This window comes from Nostoc sp. DedQUE08, assembly GCF_034530895.1.
In the GTDB taxonomy this organism is placed as follows: Bacteria; Cyanobacteriota; Cyanobacteriia; order Cyanobacteriales; family Nostocaceae; genus Nostoc.
In genome coordinates, this window is record NZ_JAVRCD010000056.1 from 1 (window position 1) to 22,127 (window position 22,127).

General features: G+C 42.7%; 15 protein-coding genes and 2 tRNA genes. 11 read left to right on the plus strand and 6 right to left on the minus strand.

Translation table 11 applies throughout. The features are described 5' to 3' along the window. Positions 1-824 precede the first annotated feature (824 nt). Positions 825-3,173 carry a PAS domain S-box protein gene (locus RMY64_RS28400; RefSeq protein ID WP_416212165.1) on the plus strand — a complete coding sequence of 783 codons (2,349 nt, stop codon included), beginning with the start codon at positions 825-827 and terminating at the stop codon, positions 3,171-3,173. Next, a complete protein-coding gene (locus RMY64_RS28405; RefSeq protein ID WP_322701745.1) occupies positions 3,160-4,659 on the plus strand; it encodes an ATP-binding protein in 1,500 nt (499 codons plus the stop codon). The genes RMY64_RS28400 and RMY64_RS28405 overlap by 14 nt, the downstream gene beginning before the upstream one ends. 15 nt (positions 4,660-4,674) lie before the next feature. Here RMY64_RS28405 and RMY64_RS28410 read toward each other — a convergent pair whose 3' ends face one another. Next, positions 4,675-5,589: a rhodanese-related sulfurtransferase gene (locus tag RMY64_RS28410; RefSeq protein WP_322701746.1), complete on the minus strand. Its 915-nt coding sequence runs from the start codon at positions 5,587-5,589 to the stop codon at positions 4,675-4,677. 68 nt (positions 5,590-5,657) lie between these two features. Between RMY64_RS28410 and RMY64_RS28415 the strand changes: the two genes are divergently transcribed. From RMY64_RS28415 to RMY64_RS28425, 3 genes are all read left to right on the plus strand, one after another. After that, positions 5,658-5,730, plus strand: a tRNA-Ala gene (locus tag RMY64_RS28415). A gap of 277 nt (positions 5,731-6,007) precedes the next feature. Next, positions 6,008-6,454, plus strand: a complete 447-nt coding sequence (locus tag RMY64_RS28420) for a DUF2127 domain-containing protein (protein WP_322701747.1) — start codon at positions 6,008-6,010, stop codon at positions 6,452-6,454. Between the two features lie 166 nt (positions 6,455-6,620). After that, positions 6,621-8,027: a 1-acyl-sn-glycerol-3-phosphate acyltransferase gene (locus RMY64_RS28425; RefSeq protein WP_322674818.1), complete on the plus strand. Its 1,407-nt coding sequence runs from the start codon at positions 6,621-6,623 to the stop codon at positions 8,025-8,027. Between the two features lie 40 nt (positions 8,028-8,067). On the opposite strand, the gene RMY64_RS28430 is transcribed toward RMY64_RS28425, so the two are convergent. After that, positions 8,068-8,139 (minus strand) — tRNA-Val (locus RMY64_RS28430). Between the two features lie 534 nt (positions 8,140-8,673). Continuing rightward, the gene (locus RMY64_RS28435; RefSeq protein ID WP_322701748.1) at positions 8,674-9,162 is read right to left on the minus strand and encodes a DUF1499 domain-containing protein; all 489 of its coding nucleotides are present in this window, start codon (positions 9,160-9,162) and stop codon (positions 8,674-8,676) included. Between the two features lie 526 nt (positions 9,163-9,688). Here RMY64_RS28435 and RMY64_RS28440 point away from each other — a divergent pair. The 5 genes from RMY64_RS28440 to opcA all read left to right on the plus strand — a co-directional run bounded on the left by RMY64_RS28440 (position 9,689) and on the right by opcA (position 16,455). Further along, on the plus strand, positions 9,689-9,952 hold the full coding sequence (locus RMY64_RS28440; protein ID WP_322674816.1) for a hypothetical protein: 264 nt from the start codon (positions 9,689-9,691) through the stop codon (positions 9,950-9,952). Between the two features lie 781 nt (positions 9,953-10,733). Further along, positions 10,734-11,783, plus strand: coding sequence for a class 1 fructose-bisphosphatase (gene fbp / locus RMY64_RS28445; RefSeq protein WP_322701749.1), 1,050 nt, complete (start codon positions 10,734-10,736; stop codon positions 11,781-11,783). Between the two features lie 292 nt (positions 11,784-12,075). Beyond that, complete coding sequence (tal, locus tag RMY64_RS28450; protein ID WP_322701750.1) at positions 12,076-13,221, plus strand: transaldolase; 1,146 nt, start codon at positions 12,076-12,078, stop codon at positions 13,219-13,221. A 165-nt stretch (positions 13,222-13,386) separates the two neighbouring features. Further along, positions 13,387-14,916, plus strand: a complete 1,530-nt coding sequence (gene zwf / locus RMY64_RS28455; protein ID WP_322674813.1) for a glucose-6-phosphate dehydrogenase — start codon at positions 13,387-13,389, stop codon at positions 14,914-14,916. Positions 14,917-15,078: 162 nt separating this feature from the next. Beyond that, positions 15,079-16,455 (plus strand): glucose-6-phosphate dehydrogenase assembly protein OpcA, encoded by a 1,377-nt coding sequence (gene opcA / locus RMY64_RS28460; protein ID WP_322701751.1) that lies wholly within the window; start codon positions 15,079-15,081, stop codon positions 16,453-16,455. Between the two features lie 986 nt (positions 16,456-17,441). On the opposite strand, the gene RMY64_RS28465 is transcribed toward opcA, so the two are convergent. Next, on the minus strand, positions 17,442-18,077 hold the full coding sequence (locus tag RMY64_RS28465; protein ID WP_322701752.1) for a glutathione S-transferase: 636 nt from the start codon (positions 18,075-18,077) through the stop codon (positions 17,442-17,444). 238 nt (positions 18,078-18,315) lie between these two features. Between RMY64_RS28465 and RMY64_RS28470 the strand changes: the two genes are divergently transcribed. Next, positions 18,316-19,749 (plus strand): cobyrinate a,c-diamide synthase, encoded by a 1,434-nt coding sequence (locus RMY64_RS28470; protein ID WP_322701753.1) that lies wholly within the window; start codon positions 18,316-18,318, stop codon positions 19,747-19,749. Positions 19,750-20,044: 295 nt separating this feature from the next. On the opposite strand, the gene RMY64_RS28475 is transcribed toward RMY64_RS28470, so the two are convergent. After that, positions 20,045-20,467 (minus strand): TerB family tellurite resistance protein, encoded by a 423-nt coding sequence (locus RMY64_RS28475; RefSeq protein ID WP_194043291.1) that lies wholly within the window; start codon positions 20,465-20,467, stop codon positions 20,045-20,047. Positions 20,468-20,524: 57 nt separating this feature from the next. Then, positions 20,525-22,012 (minus strand): 16S rRNA (cytosine(967)-C(5))-methyltransferase, encoded by a 1,488-nt coding sequence (locus RMY64_RS28480; protein WP_322701754.1) that lies wholly within the window; start codon positions 22,010-22,012, stop codon positions 20,525-20,527. Between the last annotated feature and the right edge of the window lie 115 nt (positions 22,013-22,127).

Below are 22,127 nucleotides of genomic sequence, written 5' to 3' on the forward strand. Positions count from 1 at the left end.
GCTCCTGCTATCAACGGTTAATTCTGAAGTTTAGCTAAATAAGAAAGCGCCCTCTGGTAACGGAGGGCGCTTTTTGTTTTAATGTATAAGAATTACAAGTTGCTTTAACCCACTTTTCCTAACAATTTAAAATATATATATGGGAATAGACATCAATTATTAGTTCGGTCAATTACTACATAAATGACTTGAGTTAAAGAAAAATATATTTCTAGCCAGCCAATTTTTTACTATAGGAAACCATATCTCTTCAACATTTATATAATTTAAAGATCAAAACTGTTGAATTTTCTTTCATCTACTTTCATAAAGTATTGCTATGGTAAAGCCGTAGTAAATGCTTCTATGTTGATAGTTTTTATCGATTGTAATAAATTAGGATTTTTAGTATTAAACAAGTCCAAGTCCTGTTTCAGGTGTCTTTCGTAGAATTCAGGCAAATTTATCATTAAAGAAGGCTTATTGATAATTAAGTCTTTTTGTTGTTTTATCATAAATTGCCACATTATTTAATATGTAGGCATTTCAGGCTATTTTATCTTCCCCCTAGCTGTGCAAGTGATATTTTCTTAGTGTAAACTATCAGACATATTTTACACTGGAGATTTGCATAAATATTGAACCGACATGTATCTCTGTAAGAAGTCTCTTTGAGTACAGACCAATTTTTTATCCCTAAATATCAAAGAGCTTATACATGAAATTCTGAATCAGTAGAAGATTGGATCGTAAAAAACAAATTTTGCAAAAAAATTAATAATTATTTTAGATTTAAAATAATTAAATTTTAGTACATAATAAAAACTTTTATCACAAAACCACTAATGCTATTTTCTGAAAATGAAAGCCAAAGGAGTTTTAATTTCCTTTTCTCTAAAAATCCCAATCCTATGTGGGTATATAACCAGAATAATCTGCAATTCTTAGATGTAAATGAAGCTGCTGTTGTTCACTACGGCTACTCACGAGAAGAGTTCTTGCAAATGCGAATAACTGACGTTCGCCCTTCAGAAGATGTGCCTCTCTTACTTGAATATTTACGACAAAAGCATTCTAGCTTGGACTTTACTGGACGATGGCGACATCAGCGAAAAGACGGACAGATTATTGATGTTGAAATTTTCACACAGACAATAGACTATGGCAATTATAAGGCTCGTTTAGTTCATATACGAGACATCACAGAACACAAACAAATAGAAAGAACTCTTCAACAAAGTGAAGCTAGATTTCGAGTTATTTCTGAAGCTATTCCTGTTCCATTCATTATTTCGCGTGTGTCTGATGGGTTGATTTTATACGCTAATACAGAGTCTCTTCATACATTTCAGTTTTCTCCAGAGTATTTAGTTAATCGCAAAAAAATTGTAGATTTATATCATAATTTGACAGATTTAGAAGCACTGTTAAAAGTTCTTAATCAACAAGGGTTTATTCATAATTATGAACTGCAATTAAAAAAAGCAGATGGAACTCGTTTTTGGGCGATCGCTTCTTTACAATATTTAGTTTTTAACAATGAGTCAGCCATTTTAACAGTATTTAATGATATTAATGACCGCAAAAACGCCGAAACGAAACTCCAAGAACAAAATGAGTTTTTGCGGATAATTTTTGAGAACATACCATTGATGATTGCCCTGGTCAATGCCAATGGTAAACTCCAGTGGGTGAACCAAGAATGGGAAAATATTCTCGGTTGGAAATTTCAAGATTTCCAAACTCGTGATGTCTTAGAAGTGCTATATCCTAATTCTGAATATCGACAGGATGTAATTAATTTTATTCAGTCTGCACAACGTATTTGGGGTGACTTTAAAACTCAGGTGCGCGATGGTCGTTTACTGGATACCTCTTGGACTAATGTTTACCTTTCAAATGGTCAAATTATTGGTATTGGGCAAGATATCACAGAACGTAAGCAAACTGAACTAGCTCTAAAAGCCCAAGCCGAGCGGGAGCAATTGATGCGAACTGTTGCTCAACGGATTCGTCAATCATTGAATCTTCAAGATATTTTGAATGCAACAGTTCAAGAAGTGCGAGATTTACTTGGGGTTGATCGAGTAGTAGTTTATCAATTTAACTCAGAGATGATCGGCACAATTATGGCAGAATCAGTGGAACCTGGATGGACGGTTTCTTTAGGTGTGGAGATTCCTGATACGTGTTTTCAAACAGGTGCAGGAGTGGAATATTATCAGGGACGCAAACGAGCGATCGCTAATATTTATGAAGCTGGACTAACTGATTGCCATATTCGCCTGTTAGAACAGTTTGAGGTGAAAGCAAATTTAGTTGTGCCGATTTTACTAGAAGTAAGCTCTCAAAACCCTGGCTCTCACATTTGGGGTTTACTGATTGCTCACCAATGCTCTGGTTTTCGGGAGTGGGAAGAAAATCAATTAGATTTGCTCGATCGAGTAACAGTGCAATTAGCGATCGCAATTCAACAATCCAGCATCTTAGCGCAAGCTCAAACGGAACTTGTTCAAAGACAAAAAGCTCAAATAAAGTTAAAAACAGCCTTAGCTGAAAAAGAAGTTCTTTTAAAAGAAGTTCATCATCGAGTTAAAAACAATTTGCAAATTGTCTCCAGTTTATTACAACTTCAGTCTCAAACACTCAAAGACCCGGAAATAATCAAAGTTCTTCGAGAGAGTCAAAATCGAATTGAGTCAATATCTCTAATTCACAAAAATTTATATACTTCCGCTAATATCGGACAAATTGATGTTGCTGACTATATCAATAATTTAGCAGCTAGCTTACTAATTTCCTATCAAATATGCCCTGGTAAAATTTCTCTAGAAACTGATATAGATTCAGTAAGCTTGAATGTCGATCAAGCGATCGCCTGTGGATTGGTGATTAACGAATTAATCTCCAATGCCCTCAAACACGCTTTTCCCAATCAACAAGTAGGCACAATTAGTATCGCTTTACACAATATTGACAATAGCATCGAGATGACTATCCGAGATAATGGGATTGGTTTACCAGATAATTTAGATTGGAGAAATACTGATTCTTTGGGTCTGTCGTTAGTACATGACTTGGTTACAGAACAACTAGAAGGCGATATTACTCTAGAACGCGATCGCGGAACAGTATTCAACATAAAATTTACGCAGTTAACTTTGCATTCATCAATATCAAATGGATCGAGCTAGGATTTTAGTCGTTGAAGATGAAGTGATTGTGGCTAGAACTATTGCTAGTCAACTCAATCAGCTAGGATACATTGTTACGGGTACAGCTTCATCTGGAAAAGTTGCCATTGCCAAGGCATCGGAAACTCAACCAGAACTAGTATTAATGGATATTATTCTTAAAGGTGATATGGACGGTATTGCTACTGCCACTCAGATTCGCGAGCAGTTAGATGTACCTATAATTTATTTAACCGCTTATGGCGACGACCATACCTTAGAAAGAGCCAAAATTACCCAACCTTTTGGATACATCGTTAAACCATTTACTACAAAAGATTTAAAAATTGCGATCGAGATTGGTTTGTTAAAACACCGATTAGAACGCGAACTGCGGGAAAATCGAGATCAGTTAGCAACTCTTTTAAACTCAATGAGTGATGCTGTAATCGCTACTAATGAGCAGGGAAAGATGACATTCATGAATCCCGCAGCTGAAGCACTGACTGGGTGGGAGCAAAAAGATGCTTTAGGAAATGAAGCAGCAAAAATTTTTCATATTGTCGATGAAGTGACAGAGACAACATTAGAAAACCCTGTGACAAAAGTGCTGCGCGAGCAACAGGCTGTTTATTTAGGGGAATTCACATCTCTGATTACAAAAAATGGCAAAAGAATTCCCATTGGCGATAGTGCTTCACCACTGAAGCGAGGAACTGACCAGATAAATGGTGTAGTAGTTGTTTTTTGGGATCTTAGCGAACGACGGCAAACAAAATTGCTAGAGCAAGCATTAGAGAAGGAGCAAGAACTTAACCGTCTCAAATCCCTATTTATCTCTACTGTATCTCATGAGTTCCGTAATCCCCTAACTGTTGTTCAAACCGCAGTAGAACTCATGGAAATGCAAGGAGCAAATTTGACAGATACAAAAAGAGGCATCTATTTAAAGCGAATTCAAGGCGCTGTCCAATCTATGGAAAAACTCATGGAAGAAGTGCTGTTTATGGGTCGAGCAGAAGCAGAAAAACTCATATTCAACCCTGCTCCTCTTAACTTAGAGCAATTTTGTCAAGAGTTAATCGAAGATTTTTTGATGGTTAAAAGCAGTATGTGTGAAATTGCTTTTACCTGTCATAGTGAGAATACGTCAGCTGTCATGGATGAAGGACTCTTACATTACCTATTTGCAAATCTTCTCTCAAATGCGGTTAAATATTCTCCCCAAGGTGGCAAGATTCAGTTTGATTTAATATGCGATCCCATTGAGAAAGTAGCAACTTTTTACATTCAAGATCGGGGTATGGGTATTCCCGAATCAGACCAAGCTCGACTGTTTGAATCATTCTACCGAGCCTCAAATGTCAAATCAATTCAGGGTACTGGATTGGGGTTAGTAATTGTTAAAAGATGCGTTGATGCTCATCAGGGTCAAATCAGTGTCACAAGTGAAGTTGGAGTTGGTACTAAATTTACAGTAATTTTGCCCTTAAATTCTGAATCATGAGTTATAAATTATTCTTCAACTCACATCCTGATTTTTGTTGCCAACTTGGGTTTGATAGTAGCGCCATTTTTCTTGCTGACGCGCTCTTTTCTCCTCGGTGAGGCTATCAAAACAATAGGGACAGGAGATACCTTGCTCATATTTGGGAGACACTTTATCTTCTTCTGAAATCGGATGCCCACAACAGAGGCACAACTCATAACTTCCTTTCTCCAATCCATGACTAACGGCTACCCGCTCATCAAAAACAAAACATTCTCCTTCCCATAAACTTTTTTGTGCTGGAACTTCTTGCAAATACTTCAGAATGCCGCCCTTGAGATGATAGACTTCTGCAAAGCCTTGTGCAAGCATGAAAGATGAAGCTTTTTCACAGCGAATGCCGCCTGTGCAAAAGAGAGCAACCTTTTTGTGTTTAGTTGGGTCGAGATGGTGGCGCACATAATCGGGAAATTCGCGGAATGATTCAGTTTGGGGATTTTCTGCCCCTTGGAAAGTACCGATATTCACCTCATAATCATTGCGGGTGTCAATTACCGTTACTTCTGGATTGGAAATTAAATCATTCCATTCTTGGGGATTGACATAGATGCCAACTTGCTCAGTTGGGTCAATTTCTGGCAACCCCAAAGTAACAATTTCTTGCTTCAACCGCACCTTCATCCGCTCAAAAGGTGGGGTTTCGGTATAGGACTCTTTGGATTCTAAGTCTGCTAGACGGGGGTCAGAACGCAAAAACCAGAGAACTGAGTCAATCGCCTGACGCGAACCAGCAATTGTCCCGTTAATCCCTTCAAGTGCCAGCAAAATAGTGCCCTTGACACCTTGCGTTTGGCAGTAAGACAGCAGAGAATCTCGTTTCTCGGCAAAATCTGGCAGCTTAACAAATTTATACAGTGTGGCGACAACTTGGATATTTTCTGGCTTCATTCCTTTGGTAATAGAACGATATAAGTTACAATAACAACGGTAATCAAAGTTATCTACTATTTTAGTATGGGGGTTTAGCTCAGTTGGTAGAGCGCCTGCTTTGCAAGCAGGATGTCAGCGGTTCGAGTCCGCTAACCTCCATTGAAAATTTTTGATTGAAATGTGTGATGCCTGCTATTTTTGCTAGTCTACGCACATTAAAATCAATTAAAACCCGATTCATTTTCAAAAAATGGGATTATTTTTCCTTGTTAAGCAGGGGGTTCGGGGAGAGGAAATTATAGTATTGCATTCATTGCACCGATTCAAAGCCGTACTTAGTTAGAAGAATCTCTGGATAAGGAGGTGAACTCTGACTTGACAGCACTCAGGTAATTTTGACGTTCAAAATTTGACTTATCTATACTTAGGGGGTTATTTGGAAAAGCGTCCATTGGGGTTAGTGGCAATTGTTCTCTACAAAACATTTGCCGCCTTGCTGCTTATGGTTACTTCGATCGCTTTATTATTAACATTAAAAAATTATCAAACTCTAGAGGCGTTTTCAGAAAATTATGTTTTAGAAGGTAAATCGACAATTATTGATTGGCTTTTAATGAAAGTTGTTAACTTAAATCCTAGAACTCTAGCATTTAGCGGCATCGGAACCGGAATATATGCTATTGTTACCACTATTGAAGCCATTGGTTTATGGTACGAAAAGCGTTGGGCACATGTCTTAGTATTGGGACTTGTCGGTATCAGTATTCCACCAGAGATTTATGAATTGATTCGGGGAATCTCTCCGATTAAAACATTAGTTTTTGTGTTAAATTTAGCTGTATTTGGCTATTTATTCCAAAATTTTCCTAAACATCCAAACTAATTTTTGATTCGATAGTTAGGGTCTATCGTTGAAAAGTTTAGGAGTGTTGAGTAACCAAAAGAGCGAAAGGTAGTGATTAAAAAGCTTGACCGCGAAAAGCTCAGGGTTTACGCAAAACCAAGACCCCACGTTGTACAATCGCTAGAAATATAATCTGGAGAGCGACTTGCCTAGATCGATTCAGTCTACTCAACCACCATTGAAATTTATTCCCCAACGGTTGAATCCGCTGGTACTCCAGATTGTTCGGTGGTTACTGCCGATCGCACTACGGTTTCGCACTCGCCCTTGGCTACCAGCTGGGATTGTCAAGATTGAAGCCACGAATGTTGAAGTATTAGCTGAACTCTATCAACAATTTCAGGCTGGAAAAATTCGCTTTTTGTTGGCATTTCGCCACCCAGAGGTGGAAGATCCCCTCTGTATGCTGTATTTGCTTTCTCGGATTGTGCCACAAGTTGCTCGTCAAAAAGGTATTACATTAAAATCCCTGGTTCACAGCTATTTTCTTTATGACCGAGGTATGACAGTTTGGGCTGGAAAGTGGCTAGGTTGGCTGTTCTCTCTGCTGGGGGGTGTGCCGGTTCGGCGTGGTAGGCGACTAGATCGGCAAGCTATCCAAAATGCACGAGAGTTGTTTGCTAATGGCGCACTACCGATCGCAGTAGCGCCGGAAGGCGGTACTAATGGTCATAGTGGCATTGTTAGCCCCTTAGAACCTGGTGTTGCTCAAATGGGGTTCTGGTGTGTAGAAGACTTAGAAAAAGCTAACCGTTCTGAGACTGTAATTGTTGTGCCGATCGCTATCCAATATAGTTACGTTGAGCCACCTTGGTCTAAACTCGATTGGTTGTTGAGTAAGTTAGAAGCTGATGGTGGCTTGAAAGTTTTGGAAATTGATTCGGGTAATCGCGAAGAGATTTACCATCAACGCCTCTGTAGGTTGGCTGAATATCTAATTACCGAGATGGAAGAGTTTTATCGTCGCTTCTATCATCAAGATATCCCCAAAACCATCTCAACTGATGAATCGAAGAGTGTTAATCAGGTATTAATTGCCCGACTCCATCGCCTACTAGATAAGGCATTACAAGTTAGCGAACAATATTTTGGAGTTCAAGCGCAGGGTAATTTTATTGACCGTTGTCGCCGCTTAGAAGAGGCTGGCTGGAGTTACATTTACCGAGACGATTTGCCAGATATCAATGCTTTAGCACCCTTCAAACGCGGTTTGGCAGACTGGATTGCAGAAGAAGCTGACTTGCGAATGCGGCATATGCGGATAGTGGAAAGTTTTGTTGCAGTCACAGCTACTTATATTCAGGAACAACCGACGGCGGAACGGTTTGCAGAAACAGCTTTGCTTGTATTCGATATGCTTTCTCGAATTCAGGATACAACACTTCCGGGGCGACCTCGGTTAGGTTTGCGACAGGCACAAATCACTGTGGGAGAGCCAATTTCAGTTACAGAACGCTTCAAAAATTGTCAGGGCGATCGCCAAGCGTCTAGACAAGCTGTGAGCGATTTGACAAAAGATTTGCAAATCGCTTTAGAGAAGATGATTAGATAATAGAAATTCTCAGATTTTTGCGTTTGTCGCTCTATATAAGTGGGCGATACTGGATTTGAACCAGTGACCCCATCCGTGTGAAGGATGTGCGCTACCCCTGTGCTAATCGCCCAAGACCTTTTATATTACTATAACTTATTAAATAACGACGTAAGTTGAAATGCTCAGGGCTGACCAAATAATTCGTAATTCGTAATTCGTAATTCGTAATTAATAAATTGAGGATACAAGCCGCTTAATTTATTAATGGAAAATAAAAAAAGTTATTCATTATTCAAACCCCAACATGCGGTATGGGGTGTAATTACGAATTACGTTAGCGCAGCGTTAGCGACGCAGGAGCGTCATTATTAATTACGAATTACTTTGACTTGCTGTGCCTACGCAATTGACGTTATTCTTCATCGTTCCCGTATGTCACGCAAGGACTGTCAATGATGAGTGCTGGCTCAAATGAATTGCAGAAAATAACGGTAGAACAATTAACCCCAAATTCGTCAGGATGAATGCACGTTATCCCTTCTTCTACTAAGGTGTGGAAAGCACAATCATTGCAGATAGTCTGACATTTCTCCATTAAGTATAAATTTTAAATGGTATTGCGATCGCACTTCTCTCAGTTAAATGAGAATAAGTAGCGACAAAATCAAATGTTTAAATCGCGTAGAGCCAGACGAATTTGTTCGGCTCGTCTGCGGTTGACACCAAGATCGGACTCTCCCACACGAGATGCCGATCGCAGATGAATTACTGACTCATTAGGAGGTAAATAAAATTCTACATCATCAACAAATTTGAAGATACGGCTTTTAGAAAGAGCGTGGATGTAATTATCTGTTTGTTCTACAATTTCTGTACGCGGAACAACACTGATAACTTTTAGTAAGATTTCTCTAGCTGCATTGCGGTCTACATGATAAGGAATCGGGTCGATGGCGTGTTTTTCATCTGGGTTTTGACTAACAACACAGTTGTCTGAAGCCGGACAAGAACTAAGATGACCATTCTCAACTCCCAAGCTAGAAGCAGCCCAAGTAGCCCCAGGAAGTATTAAACTACTAATCAAAGTTAAAAGTATTGCTTTTGCAATACTCCGTAAGAATCGCTGCCGGAATGCTGTTAGTAAACGGGACATAATAAATTTAGTCCTTTTGTGCGGTTATTTTGAGTGAGTACTGCGAATTGCTGGTTCGCTCTACAGATTATCATCTATCCAGCCGCACTCTGAGTTTGGGCAATCGCGATGTAGCCGCGCCGACCAGTCCCTTGTGCCATTATTCCTGCCAATAAGGGAATCAAGCCAAAAAAGTGACCAATAATTCAGATTTACATTGACTACGAATCCAAAATCATTAGCAGGGGTTGCGACTGCATTCCCCGATCGAAAGAAGCAGGGGAGTAGGGAGCGGGGAGCAAGGGGGAGAAGCTGAGACAAAGCTTGTACCCCTCCCCAGATGAGCGCCCTCTTATGGGCGGGGCTGCTGCGCGAACGCCAACGCGAACGTACCCATGCTCTGCTTGGCTTTGCGCAGAGTGTTGGCCTGCTCCCCCAGCTAAAAGCCCCTTCCCCTCTGCCTCTTCGATGATTCCAGCTTTGACTCAAAAGAATTGGCTGGTATCGGCTTTGTTGTGGCCAATGTTAGAAAGTTTGATGGTTGTAGATGAACATAGGAATAATCCAGCCTTACAGTAACGGGTTTTTAGAAGTTGTACCAGAGAGCGATTATTGGCAGATTGCAGCTATACACATCAATGGCCAAGCCTACTGTCCTACTCCTCAGCTTTATCGTTCAGAAAAAGTGGCATTAGCAAAAGCAACACAAATTTATGATTGGATAGCTGACCACGAACACCAAATCAGTGATGAGGCTTACTACTGCTCTGAATTGAAACTCATCCTATGGCAGCAACCAAAAGTATCTTAGTACAGCATTTCATTAATTCGTACCGAATTAAATTGGCAATCCACGACAATGTTAATGCGTCGGCTTGCATTGTTAATGCGGTGGCCGCCTTGTTAATGCATTGGCTTGTATTGTTAATGCGGTGGCCGCCTTGTTAATGCATGGGCTTGTATTGTTAATGCGGTGGCCGCCTTGTTAATGCGTTGGCTTGCATTAAAAACTAAAAACGCTACGCTTTTAAGCAAAGCTGTACTTAGTTAACTAGGCAGATTGCTTGCTTTGGGCAAATCTGATACTAGTTTTGTATTAATGTTTCAGAGTAAAGCTATAGTCCCTGCCGCAAATGTGTGGATTTTACAAAGAAAGGCAGAAGGCAGAAGGAAAGAAGTACTAACGAAAACTTTAGTTATGGATTATTGCCCACTAGTATAAAAAAATTGTGTCTCCTGCCATGCATCTCGACACAAGGCATCCTTACTTCAATTCCACGTTTAAAAACGTGGGTTCCCTTCTGCCTTCTACCTCCTGCCTCCTGCCTCCTGCCTTCTGCCTCCTACCTCCTGCCTCCTGCTTCCTGAATTTGTTGATAGTAAGCATAGGCATACCCGCCCGCTTGAGAAATTCATGTTAAGTCGAAGTAGCTAGGATCTAGGTACAGGAGTCACTGAAGATTCATTTCTTTAGTTTATCTAAAGTCGCATCTAAGTTATCAAATTACCTTTCTAAGATAGAAGCAGCAACTATAAGTTGCTATAGATGACTAAAACCCAATTAACAGCTAGTTGCTGCGGAGAACATAAAAATGGCTAAAGCGCCAGAATCTTTAGACTTATCTGCCTACGATGCTACAGACAGAGCTTTAGACCGTGACTGTACAACCTTATCCCGTCACGTCCTCCAACAACTTCAGAGTTTTTCGCCAGATGCACAGGATTTGAGTGCGCTGATGAATCGCATCGCCCTGGCCGGAAAACTGGTGGCTCGTCGTATGAGTCGCGCCGGTTTAATGGAAGGCGTTCTGGGATTTACTGGGGAAGTTAATGTCCAAGGCGAATCCGTCAAAAAGATGGATGTTTATGCCAATGATGTATTTATCTCAGTGTTTAAGCAAAGTGGCTTAGTCTGTCGCCTCGCTTCTGAGGAAATGGAAAATCCTTACTATATTCCCGAAAACTGCCCCATTGGCCGCTATACCCTGCTGTATGACCCAATTGATGGCTCATCCAACACTGATAATAATCTCAGCTTAGGTTCCATTTTCGCCATTCGCCAACAAGAAGGAACTGATAGCGATGGTAAGGCAACTGACCTACTCGCCAACGGACGTAAGCAACTCGCTGCCGGATACATCCTGTATGGGCCATGCACGATGCTGGTTTATACTATAGGTAAGGGGGTTCATTCCTTTGTTCTCGATCCCAGCTTAGGAGAGTTTATTCTCACAGAAGAAAATATTCGCATTCCTAACCACGGGTCTGTTTACAGCGTGAACGAGGGTAACTTTTGGCAGTGGGAAGAATCAATTCGGGAATACATTCGCTACGTTCATCGCACAGAAGGCTACAGCGCTCGTTATAGCGGCGCAATGGTGAGCGACATCCATAGAATTTTGGTTCAAGGCGGCGTGTTTCTCTACCCAGGCACAATTCAAAATCCAGAAGGAAAATTACGCTTGCTTTATGAAACGGCTCCTCTCGCCTTTTTGATTGAGCAAGCAGGCGGTCGTGCTACTACAGGACTAGTAAATATCTTGGATGTGGTGCCAAAAAAACTGCATCAGCGCACACCTTTAATTATTGGTAGCAGAGAGGATGTAGCAAAGGTGGAGTCTTTTATTCAAAACGGACACTAGAAGATAATTCGTAATTCGTAATTCGTAATTACTGTTACGTAAGGATTTTAGACGTTTTATAAGAGTAACTTATTTCCTCTGTGCTGTACTCTCATCTGGCATTAATTAAAAGTTAATCATGGTGATTTAGGATCAGGGATGCAATGTAGCGCTTTTTGAAGATCAATTAAAGATTATCTCAGCTGGCCGATGCGATAAGTGATTAGCAACGCCACAATTCAAAAGTAAGTATCGATGCGTTTTGCCAACTTCACTTAGAAACATCACTATACAGGAGTGAAATAAACTAGCTATGACTACCAATCATCTACTAGAAATTAACCAATACGGTCAAAGTATCTGGATGGATAATTTGACCCGTGACATTATTCAATCAGGTGAACTCAAAGACATGGTTGAAAATCAAGGTATATCTGGGATTACTTCTAACCCAGCTATCTTTGAAAAAGCGATCGCTGGTAACGTTATTTATGATGCCGATATCGAAGCCGGAGTTCGGGCTAACTTACCCATAGACAAAATTTACGAATCCCTAGTTTTTGCAGATATCCGTAATGCCTGTGATATTTTACGCCCTGTTTATGAAGCCTCGAATGGACTAGATGGTTATGTGAGTATTGAAGTACCGCCAACCATTGCCCATGATACTGAAGCAACCATAAGCGAAGCCCGACGCTATTTCCAAGAAATTGGTCGGGAAAATCTGATGATTAAAATTCCTGGTACAGAACCTGGTTTGCCAGCAGTAGAACAGGTAATATCCGAAGGAATGAATGTTAATATTACGCTGCTGTTTTCTGTAGAAAGCTATGTAAACACAGCAATGGCTTATATTCGGGGCTTAGAAAAACGGGTGGCTGAAGGTAAGGACATCAGTAAAATTGCTTCAGTCGCTAGCTTCTTCCTCAGCCGGATCGATAGCAACATTGACGGCAAGATTGATGCTAAGTTGAAAAAAGGCGTTGATGATATTTCCGTGGAAGCAAAGCTAAGAGCTGTTAAAGGAAAAGTAGCGATCGCTAACGCGAAGATTGCGTATCAAGAATACAAGAAAATCATTAGAAGCGAGCGTTGGCAAGATTTGGCAGCAAAAGGGGCTACACAACAACGGCTACTTTGGGCTAGCACCAGCACCAAAGACCCCAACTACAGAGATGTGATGTATATCGAAGAGTTGATCGGCCATGATACCGTCAACACCGTACCACCAGCGACCATTAAAGCTTGTGCCGATCATTGTAACGTAGGCGATCGCTTAGAAACAGATGTAGATAAAGCTTACACGCTGATCGAAAACCTCAAAGATCCCGACATCAACATCGATCTCGATAACGTCATGGATGAACTGTTAGTCGATGGTATTGACAAGTTTATCCAGCCCTTCCAGTCCTTGATGAACTCTTTAGAAGACAAGATCAAGGTATTGTCACCAGTGTAGGGACTGGGTATTGGGGGCAAGGGGACAAGGAGGACAAGGGGACAAGGAGGACAAGGGGACAAGGAGAATAACCCATGCCCAATGCCCCATGCCCCATGCCCAATGCCCCATGCCCCATACCCAATGCCCAATCTCAAAATCCAAAACCCAAAATCCAAAATTGTTATGGTTAGTCTGCTAGAAAATCCCTTGCGCGTTGGTCTGCAACAACAACGGATGTCCGAACCCCAGATTATAGTCATTTTTGGCGCTTCTGGCGATCTCACTTGGCGCAAACTAGTGCCAGCACTTTACAAATTGCGGCGAGAACGGCGTATTCCACCAGAAACTACCATTGTCGGTGTAGCACGTAGAGAATGGAGCCATGAGTACTTCCGCGAACAAATGCAAAAAGGCATGGAAGAAGCACATGCGGATGTTGATTTAGGGGAACTCTGGCAAGATTTCTCTCAAGGTCTGTTCTACAGCCCTGGGGATATAGACAACCCCGAAGGCTACCAAAAACTGAAAAACTTATTGAGTGAATTAGACGAAAAACGGGGCACACGAGGTAATCGAATGTTCTACCTCTCAGTTGCCCCCTCATTCTTTCCCGAAGCGATTAAGCAGCTAGGAACCGCCGGGATGCTAGAAGATCCCTACAAACATCGTCTAGTAATTGAAAAACCCTTTGGTCGGGATTTGGCTTCTGCCCAAAGTCTTAACCAAGTGGTACAGAAATATTGCAAAGAAAACCAAGTATACCGGATTGACCACTACTTGGGTAAAGAAACAGTTCAAAATTTGCTGGTGTTTCGCTTTGCCAATGCGATTTTTGAGCCGTTGTGGAATCGTCAATTTGTTGACCACGTACAAATTACCGTAGCAGAAACCGTGGGAGTGGAAGATCGGGCTGGTTATTATGAAAGCGCCGGCGCATTGCGGGATATGTTGCAAAATCACCTCATGCAACTTTACTGCCTAACAGCGATGGAAGCGCCCAACGCAATGGATGCCGACAGCATCCGCACAGAAAAAGTGAAGGTACTCCAAGCTACTCGTTTAGCTGATGTTCAGAATCTGTCGCGGTCAGCAGTCCGCGGTCAATATAGTGCTGGCTGGATGAAAGGTCAAGCAGTGCCAGGGTATCGGACAGAACCAGGCGTTAATCCCAATTCCACCACACCGACCTACGTCGCCATGAAGTTTGTGGTAGATAACTGGCGCTGGAAAGGTGTTCCTTTCTACTTGCGTACCGGGAAGCGGATGCCGAAAAAAGTCAGTGAGATTGCCATTCACTTCCGCGAAGTTCCGTCTCGGATGTTCCAATCAGCCGCCCAACAGGCAAACGCCAATATTTTGACGATGCGGATTCAGCCGAATGAAGGTATTTCCCTGCGTTTTGATGTGAAAATGCCAGGGGCAGAATTCCGTACCCGTTCCGTTGATATGGACTTTAGTTATGGTTCCTTTGGCATCCAAGCCACATCTGATGCCTACGATCGCTTATTCCTTGATTGTATGATGGGCGATCAAACATTATTCACCCGCGCCGATGAAGTAGAAGCAGCTTGGCAGGTAGTAACGCCAGCCCTTTCCGTTTGGGATGCACCCGCCGACGCCAATACTATTCCCCAGTATGAAGCTGGTACTTGGGAACCAACAGAAGCAGAATTCTTAATTAACCAAGATGGCCGTCGCTGGCGCAGACTGTAAAAAGTTAGGAGTGATGAGTTAATAGTTAGGAGTAATAAATTATGAGTTTTTGAGTTAATAATTTCAGTTATTCTAACTCCTAACTCCTAACTCCCAACTTTTAACTCCTAACTTCTAACTCCTAACTGATTCACCAAACAAAGCTGACAACTCAAAACTACTATGGCTCCCCAAGCTTCTACAATTTTTTCACTTCAGACGCCAAAAGATATTTCGCTTAACGAAATAGAAGCGGAACTTCATCAAATTTGGCAAAGTTATGGCATTACTGGCGAGGACGGTGGGCTTCCTGCTGCCACCCGCGCCACGACATTTACCTTAGTGGTTTACGAACCCGAAGAAACCCAGTATCTTTTGGCTACTTTGGGATTTTACAACGGCCCGCTTGATGGGATTTTAGGGCCTCAGATGGTAGCTGCCTTGCGGCAAGTACAGACAAAATATCGACTGCCAGATACGGGAACAGCAACCCCTGAAACCCTGGCTATCTTGAGAGAAGAATTCATTAAACGTCAAGGAAACGGTGCTGCCGGAGATAATGGTTCTATCGATCTTCCCAGCTTAAATGCCCCAAGCCCCAGAATTGCTGATGAAATCGCCCTCCGCAACCCCTGCCGCATCATCGCGCTATTTCCGATTACTGGCGAAGATGAAGGGGTCAAAGCTCAAGTTTCTGCCTATTGCCCCATCCAGAAGCAATCATCAAGCACACTAATTTGCTGCGAATACATCACTATCAGTGGTACTGCTGCTGCCTTGGAACGTGTAGGGGGGATGATTCCAGCATTGTTGATTGGCGGCTTACCGAAGTTTCTCTGGTGGAAAGCAACACCACACCCCAACAACACTCTATTCAAGCGGCTGGCAGCCGTCTGCAATAATGTGATTGTGGATTCTTGCCGCTTTAACGAGCCAGAAAGTGACTTACTTCGTCTCCAAGAATTGGTAGAAAGTGGTGTTCCCCTAGCTGACCTTAACTGGCGTCGCCTCTCAGCTTGGCAAGAATTGGCAGCTGAAGCTTACGACTCGCCTCATCGTCGGGCTGCCCTTCGGGAAGTTGACCGAGTAACTATTGATTACGAAAAAGGCAACCCCGCACAAGCACTGCTGTTTTTGGGTTGGTTGGCAAGTCGTCTCGCATGGCAGCCAGTTTCCTATCAAAAGGAAACCGGAGATTATGAAATCACTCGGATTAACTTTATTGCCCAAGACCAACGCCAAGTAGAAACCGAATTAGCGGGTGTTCCCCTGGCTGATGTGGGTGAAATTGCTGGCGACTTGATTGCTTTGCGCCTCAGTTCGACCAATCCGCAGGCAGACTGTGGTACAGTAATTTGCTCGGAAACTGGTGGTTGTATGCGGATGGAAACCCACGGCGGCGCTCAATCTGCTGGTTTGTTTCAGCAAGTGACTTCACTTTCAGAACAAAAGGCGGAAGCATTGCTGAGTCAGCAGGTACAACGCTGGGGTCGCGAGTCACTTTTTGAAGAAAGTCTGGGAGTGACTGCGAATATTTTCAAATTGGAAACAAATAGTTAGTTGCGCTTGGAAACAATAAAATTTACCAAAATTGCGAAAATCAAACACAAACTCTTCAGATTTTTGGATATTTCAATAATCTGGAGGGTTTTTCTATAGCGCTTCTCGGTTGAGTCCAATACAGACCTAACCCCCAGCCCCTTCCCTACTAGCGTTGGGGAGTAAGATTCAAAGCCTCTCTCCTTTTAGGAGAGGAATGGAAGTGAGGTCAGAGTATATTGCATCCACGCGAGAACCGCCATATTTTCCTTGGTGTTAAATCAATACTGTTCGGTTAAAGCAAGAGACGGGATTCATCATGTCTCTACAATAATCAATCTTTTGTCTTGACGGCGTATCGCGTCTTTGGCGAGCAATAATTTTCATCAAAAAATCTTAATCGAACCGTATTGTCCCAACCTTCTCCTAAGCTTGGGCTACGCTGTACACATTAGTCTTTTAGAGTTGCTGTGTAATTTCTGACTTTTCACGGTATCTGGAAAACCTCTCTTCTATTTTTCTCTTCCTTTTAGGAGAGAGACTTTGAATTTTCCCCCTTCCCTGCGAGGGAAGGGGGTTAGGGGGTTAGGTCAATCGTTAGCTTTTCCACATAATGTGAAAAGTCAGGTGTAACTTAGGGTGGGCTAATCTTTGCAGGTCGATGCATTAACATAACAGGTCAATGCATTGGCGTAGCAGGTCGATGCATTAACATAACAGGTCAATGCATTGGCATAGCAGGTCGATGCATTGGCATAGCAGGTCGATGCATTAACATAACAAGTCGATGTATTAACATAACAGGTCGATGTATTGGCATAACAAGTCAATGTATTGGCATAACAAGTCGATGTATTGGCATAACAAGTCGATGTATTAACATAACAAGTCAATGCATTAACATAGCAGATCAAGACGTGGGACAGCTTTAGAAGACTTTTGTGTACACTGTAGCCTTGCTTGGGAGAGGGATTTGGGGTGAAAGCTCATCGATTCATGCAAGAAGTCTATTGAAAAGATACCTCGTATTTACCTCCACGCTCCAGGGCGCGTTTGTAAGCAGGTCGTTCATGAATGCGCTCGACAAATTCTTTCAGCTTTGGTCGGTTCTCGACTTCTTCGGGGAGTGCAGCCACCACTTCTAGGGGAAAGCTCATTTGGATATCGGCGGCGGTAAATTCATTGCCTACAAACCACGTATTTTTACGGAGTTCGTCTTCTATGTAGTCAAAGTGAAGTTTGATTTGGGGCGCGACGAATCCGCTAACCACGCTGCTGTCGCCTGCCCCGAAATTGTTCAATACCAGCCGCATTACCAACAGTGGCATTGCCGAACCTTCGGCGTAATGCAGCCAATACTTGTAGCGCAGATGCTCCGGCGTACCGGATGCTGGGACTAACCGACCATTACCATAGCGATCGACTAGGTATTCGATAATTGCACCCGACTCAGCGATCGCCAAGTCTGCATCTGTGATTACTGGTGACTTTCCGAGAGGATGAACTTGGCGCAGCGATTCCGGTGCCATCATCGTTTTAGCATCGCGTTCATAGAACTCGATCTCGTATTCGATACCTAATTCTTCAAGCAGCCACAGCACCCGCTGCGATCGCGAGTTGTTAAGATGATGCACTATTATCATAAAACGTTCCTCTTTTGGTAGCTGATTGTTATCCGATCTCGGCTAATCTCCAACTGTATTATTAAACAGACGTTTTTAACCTAACTCCCCTAATTGGGTAGTTTTCTGGTTTCTAATTGGTATAAGTTTGAGTTAATTGGTTTGATAAACTGGTACATCTGCTTTTGCATAAAGCAACGATGGACGCACAGCCAATAATCAAAATAGTTGCTGCATAAAAACCTAATTTGTTTCATTTATGGCTTTAGTCATTGCCGGGGAACGTAGTGGGGTGGGTAAGACAACAGTCACGCTCACCCTTTTAGCATCTTTACGCCGTCGCGATCGCTTGGTGCAATCTTTTAAGGTAGGGCCAGACTACATCGATCCGATGTTTCATCAACACGTAACTGGTCGTGCTTGTCGCAATTTAGACCCAGTATTGACTTCTGAAGCCTACGTTCAGCAATGTTTTGCCCGTCATAGCCAACTGAGTGAATATGCCCTCGTGGAAGGGGTGATGGGGTTGTTTGATGGGATTTCGTCATTAGTCACTAGTCATTTGTCATTTGCAAATAACGAAGGACAAAGGACAAATGACAAAGGACAAATTACTGATTTTGCAAGTACGGCACACATTGCACGGCTTTTAGATTTGCCTGTGATATTGGTGATTGATTGCAGCCGTTTATCTGGTTCTGTAGCTGCGATCGCTCACGGCTATCGATCTTTTGATCCCCGAATTAAAATAGCTGGGGTAATATTAAATCGCGTCGGGAGCGATCGCCATCTCTCTCTCTTGAAAGATTCCCTAGAACCCTTACAATTACCCATTCTCGGCGTCATGCGGCGTCAAGATAACATTACAATTCCCGATCGCCACTTGGGTTTAGTACCCACAGCCGAACTTCCCGAACTCAATGCTTTAATCGATCGCCTCGCCGATTTAGGAGATAGTTGCTTCGATTGGCAACGTTTATTACCTTTGTTAAAATCAGAACCCCTTTCTTTTTCTGCTTCATCCTCCTTATCTCCCTCATTCCCAGTTAGGATTGCAGTAGCCCGCGATCGCGCCTTTAATTTTTACTACCAGGACAATCTCGATTTACTGCAACAGCTTGGTGCAGAATTGGTTTTCTGGAGTCCCTTAGAAGATGCTGGTATACCAAAAGATATTCAGGGAATGTATTTTGGCGGTGGTTTCCCGGAAGTTTTTGCCCAGCAACTCGCAGAAAATATCAGCGTTCGTCATGCAGTGAAAACGGCAATACTTAAAGGAATGCCTACAGTCGCCGAATGCGGCGGGTTGATGTATTTGTGCGAACAAATTATCGATTTTGAAGGTAAATCTTGGTCGATGGCGGGAGTGCTACCAACATCTGCTGTGATGGGTGGACGTTTAACTTTGGGCTATCGTCGTGCTGTCGCTTTGCAAGATAATTTGTTAGTTAAGGCAAATACAACTGTTTACGGACATGAGTTTCATCGTTCCCATTTAACCTTAACTCCGACTCAACCCCTATTTGAAACCTCTCGCTACGATTGTGACGAAAATATGGGATGCGAAGGATGGGGTTTACCTGCAAATATTCATGCTTCTTATATTCATCAGCATTGGGGAGAAAGTAAAGAAATTCCTCAACAGTTTCTTAAAGAATGTCTAAAAGTAGCATCTTCAAAAACGTGGATTTAAGCCAACACAGTTCAGATAACCCAAAACCCTCATGTAGAAACGCGATTTATCGCGTCTTGATTTATCGCGGGGTATGGGGACAAAGAGACACAAAAAGGCAGTGATATCATGTCCGCATAATTAGTTATGCTAACCACAGTCATTACACCCCACCCCCAACCCCTCCCTGCAAGCGGGGAGGGGAGACAAAGTATAACTTTGGCGGGGGTGGGGTTCTTCGGGTTTAATAAGCAATCAAGCGGACATAATATGAGATAATTCACCGCCTCCTCTGGGATCAACTCATAGTTCCATGTTAGTTTTGGACTTCAACCCAACGGCGGTAAAGCTTTTGAATTTGTTTGAGAAGCGCAGTGTGAGCTGGTTGATTTGACTCATTCGGCTTCGCCATATCCTGCAATTGCGTCAGGAGTCTGGCTTCTTCGACAGCAACTTCACCATCGCTATAAATTAAACCACTGATGGCTTCAATCAGATTTTCGCAATCTTCAAGACTGGGGCGATCGCCTAGATACTCCCGCACCCAGTCGTAACATTCTTTTGGCTGCACAGGAACTAATTCGTACAGCCAAGGCTTAATTTCTGGGTCGTTAGCTAAACCTTTTGCTTGAGCTATTTCGCGGAGATATTGCCGTTCTTCTGGCTGGATTCTGCCATCGATCCAGGCTGCTCCAATCAGGATTTTAACTAAGTTTTTCACATTGGAAGGGGAAACCATTGCTGCCTCCTCTGGTAGATTCAGGCCTCCACCAAATCGTACAATCCCAAACAGTATTCACTCGGAATTATTGGTTTTTCTTAAGCGCACCATAAAAAAACCATCCATATCCTGTCGATGGGGCCAAAGTTTAAACCAACCTTCAGGCGCACTATCGGTAGAATCAGGTAACTCAACGCCAATAGGAGACTCAATTTGCCACTGAGGTGAATCAGCTAAAAACGCCGAAACTACTTGTTCATTTTCAACTGGATGCAATGTACAGGTGGCATAAACTAGTACACCACCAGGTTTGACAAAAGTTGAGGTATGTGTCAATAATTCTCGTTGCAGTACCGAAAGTTCTCGGACGGATTCTGGTGTCTGTCGCCAACGCGCATCAGCATGACGGTGCATAGTTCCCAAACCAGAACATGGAGCATCAAGTAATACACGGTCTGCGGTATTTTGAAATTGCTTGAAGTGGCGACTGTCGCCAGTGTAAATTTGAATAGATTGTAAATTTAGCCGTTGAGAATTTTCTTGGAGTTTGCGAAGACGAGACGGAGTGCGATCGCAAGCCCAAATTTTACCGTCATCTGCCATTAATTCCGCAATGTGGGTTGTTTTCCCCCCTGGTGCAGCACAGGCATCAATTACCACCTCACCTGGTTGGGGGTCGAGCAAATGACCTACCAATTGAGCGCTAGCATCTTGTACAGTCCACCAACCTTCTTTAAAACCCGGTAGTTTTTGAATTGACCCAGTATTACCAATAAATCGTAAAGCTTGGGGTAAATGAGGAATCCGTCTCACCAAAACACCAGCAGATTGCAAAGCCGCCTCAACTTCCTCAATGGAGGTGCGAAGTGGGTTGATGCGTAAGTCAATGGTTGGTGATTGGTTCATCCATTCACACAATTGTTCTGTCTCAGTCAAACCCAGTTGTTCTAACCAAACTTGAACAATCCAATCAGGAAAGCTGTGTAAAATGCCCAAGCGTTCCACCTGATTTTTCACATCATTTGGAAAAGTTAGCGCGAAACCTAACCCCCCAGCCCCCAACCCTTGTAGGGAAGGGGGAGAATTCAAAGCCTCTCCCTTTGTAGGGGAGAGGAATGGAAGTGAGGTTTCCAGATTTGGTGATTCTGGAAGTTGTAACGGATCGCCCTTTATCTTCTCTGCAAGGCGGATGTATTGTCGTAATAAACCGTTAACAAAACCCGCCAGTCCAGCAAAACCGTTTTCTTTAGCGAGTTGGACTGTGGTATTAACAGCAGCTGAGGCGGGAATACGCTCTTGATAACGCAGCTGGTAGAAGCCCAGATGTAAGATAGTGCGGAGGTCTTGTGGTTGTTGATGAGATTTCTTTTTGGCGAATTGATCGATGAGAGTATCGAGGGTGCGTTGCCTTCTGACGCTCCCATAAACCAATTCTGTCACTAAGCGGCGATCGCAATCAGGCAAATTAACTTTTTGCAGCACTCTATCTAGGGCAACATCAGCATAAGCCCCCTTATGAACATCTCGCAGGGCGATAAAAGCTAATTGACGGGCGTTTGTCATGAAAACACGATTCGGGAGTCAGGAGGCTTTTGTATTCTAACTCCCAACTCTTTACTAATTCGTAATTCGTAATTCGTAATTGTCGAGTTGAATTCCCCCTTGTTTATAGGTGGTC

Coding starts and splice junctions, on each gene's coding strand:
- RMY64_RS28440 (WP_322674816.1), top strand. CDS start 9,689: ATGAACATAGGAATAATCCAGCCTTACAGTAACGGGTTTTTAGAAGTT.
- RMY64_RS28410 (WP_322701746.1), bottom strand. CDS start 5,589: ATGAAGCCAGAAAATATCCAAGTTGTCGCCACACTGTATAAATTTGTT.
- RMY64_RS28400 (WP_416212165.1), top strand. CDS start 825: ATGCTATTTTCTGAAAATGAAAGCCAAAGGAGTTTTAATTTCCTTTTC.
- RMY64_RS28480 (WP_322701754.1), bottom strand. CDS start 22,012: ATGACAAACGCCCGTCAATTAGCTTTTATCGCCCTGCGAGATGTTCAT.
- RMY64_RS28465 (WP_322701752.1), bottom strand. CDS start 18,077: ATGATAATAGTGCATCATCTTAACAACTCGCGATCGCAGCGGGTGCTG.
- opcA (WP_322701751.1), top strand. CDS start 15,079: ATGGCTCCCCAAGCTTCTACAATTTTTTCACTTCAGACGCCAAAAGAT.
- tal (WP_322701750.1), top strand. CDS start 12,076: ATGACTACCAATCATCTACTAGAAATTAACCAATACGGTCAAAGTATC.
- RMY64_RS28470 (WP_322701753.1), top strand. CDS start 18,316: ATGGCTTTAGTCATTGCCGGGGAACGTAGTGGGGTGGGTAAGACAACA.
- zwf (WP_322674813.1), top strand. CDS start 13,387: ATGGTTAGTCTGCTAGAAAATCCCTTGCGCGTTGGTCTGCAACAACAA.
- RMY64_RS28475 (WP_194043291.1), bottom strand. CDS start 20,467: ATGGTTTCCCCTTCCAATGTGAAAAACTTAGTTAAAATCCTGATTGGA.
- RMY64_RS28405 (WP_322701745.1), top strand. CDS start 3,160: ATGGATCGAGCTAGGATTTTAGTCGTTGAAGATGAAGTGATTGTGGCT.
- fbp (WP_322701749.1), top strand. CDS start 10,734: ATGGCTAAAGCGCCAGAATCTTTAGACTTATCTGCCTACGATGCTACA.
- RMY64_RS28435 (WP_322701748.1), bottom strand. CDS start 9,162: ATGTCCCGTTTACTAACAGCATTCCGGCAGCGATTCTTACGGAGTATT.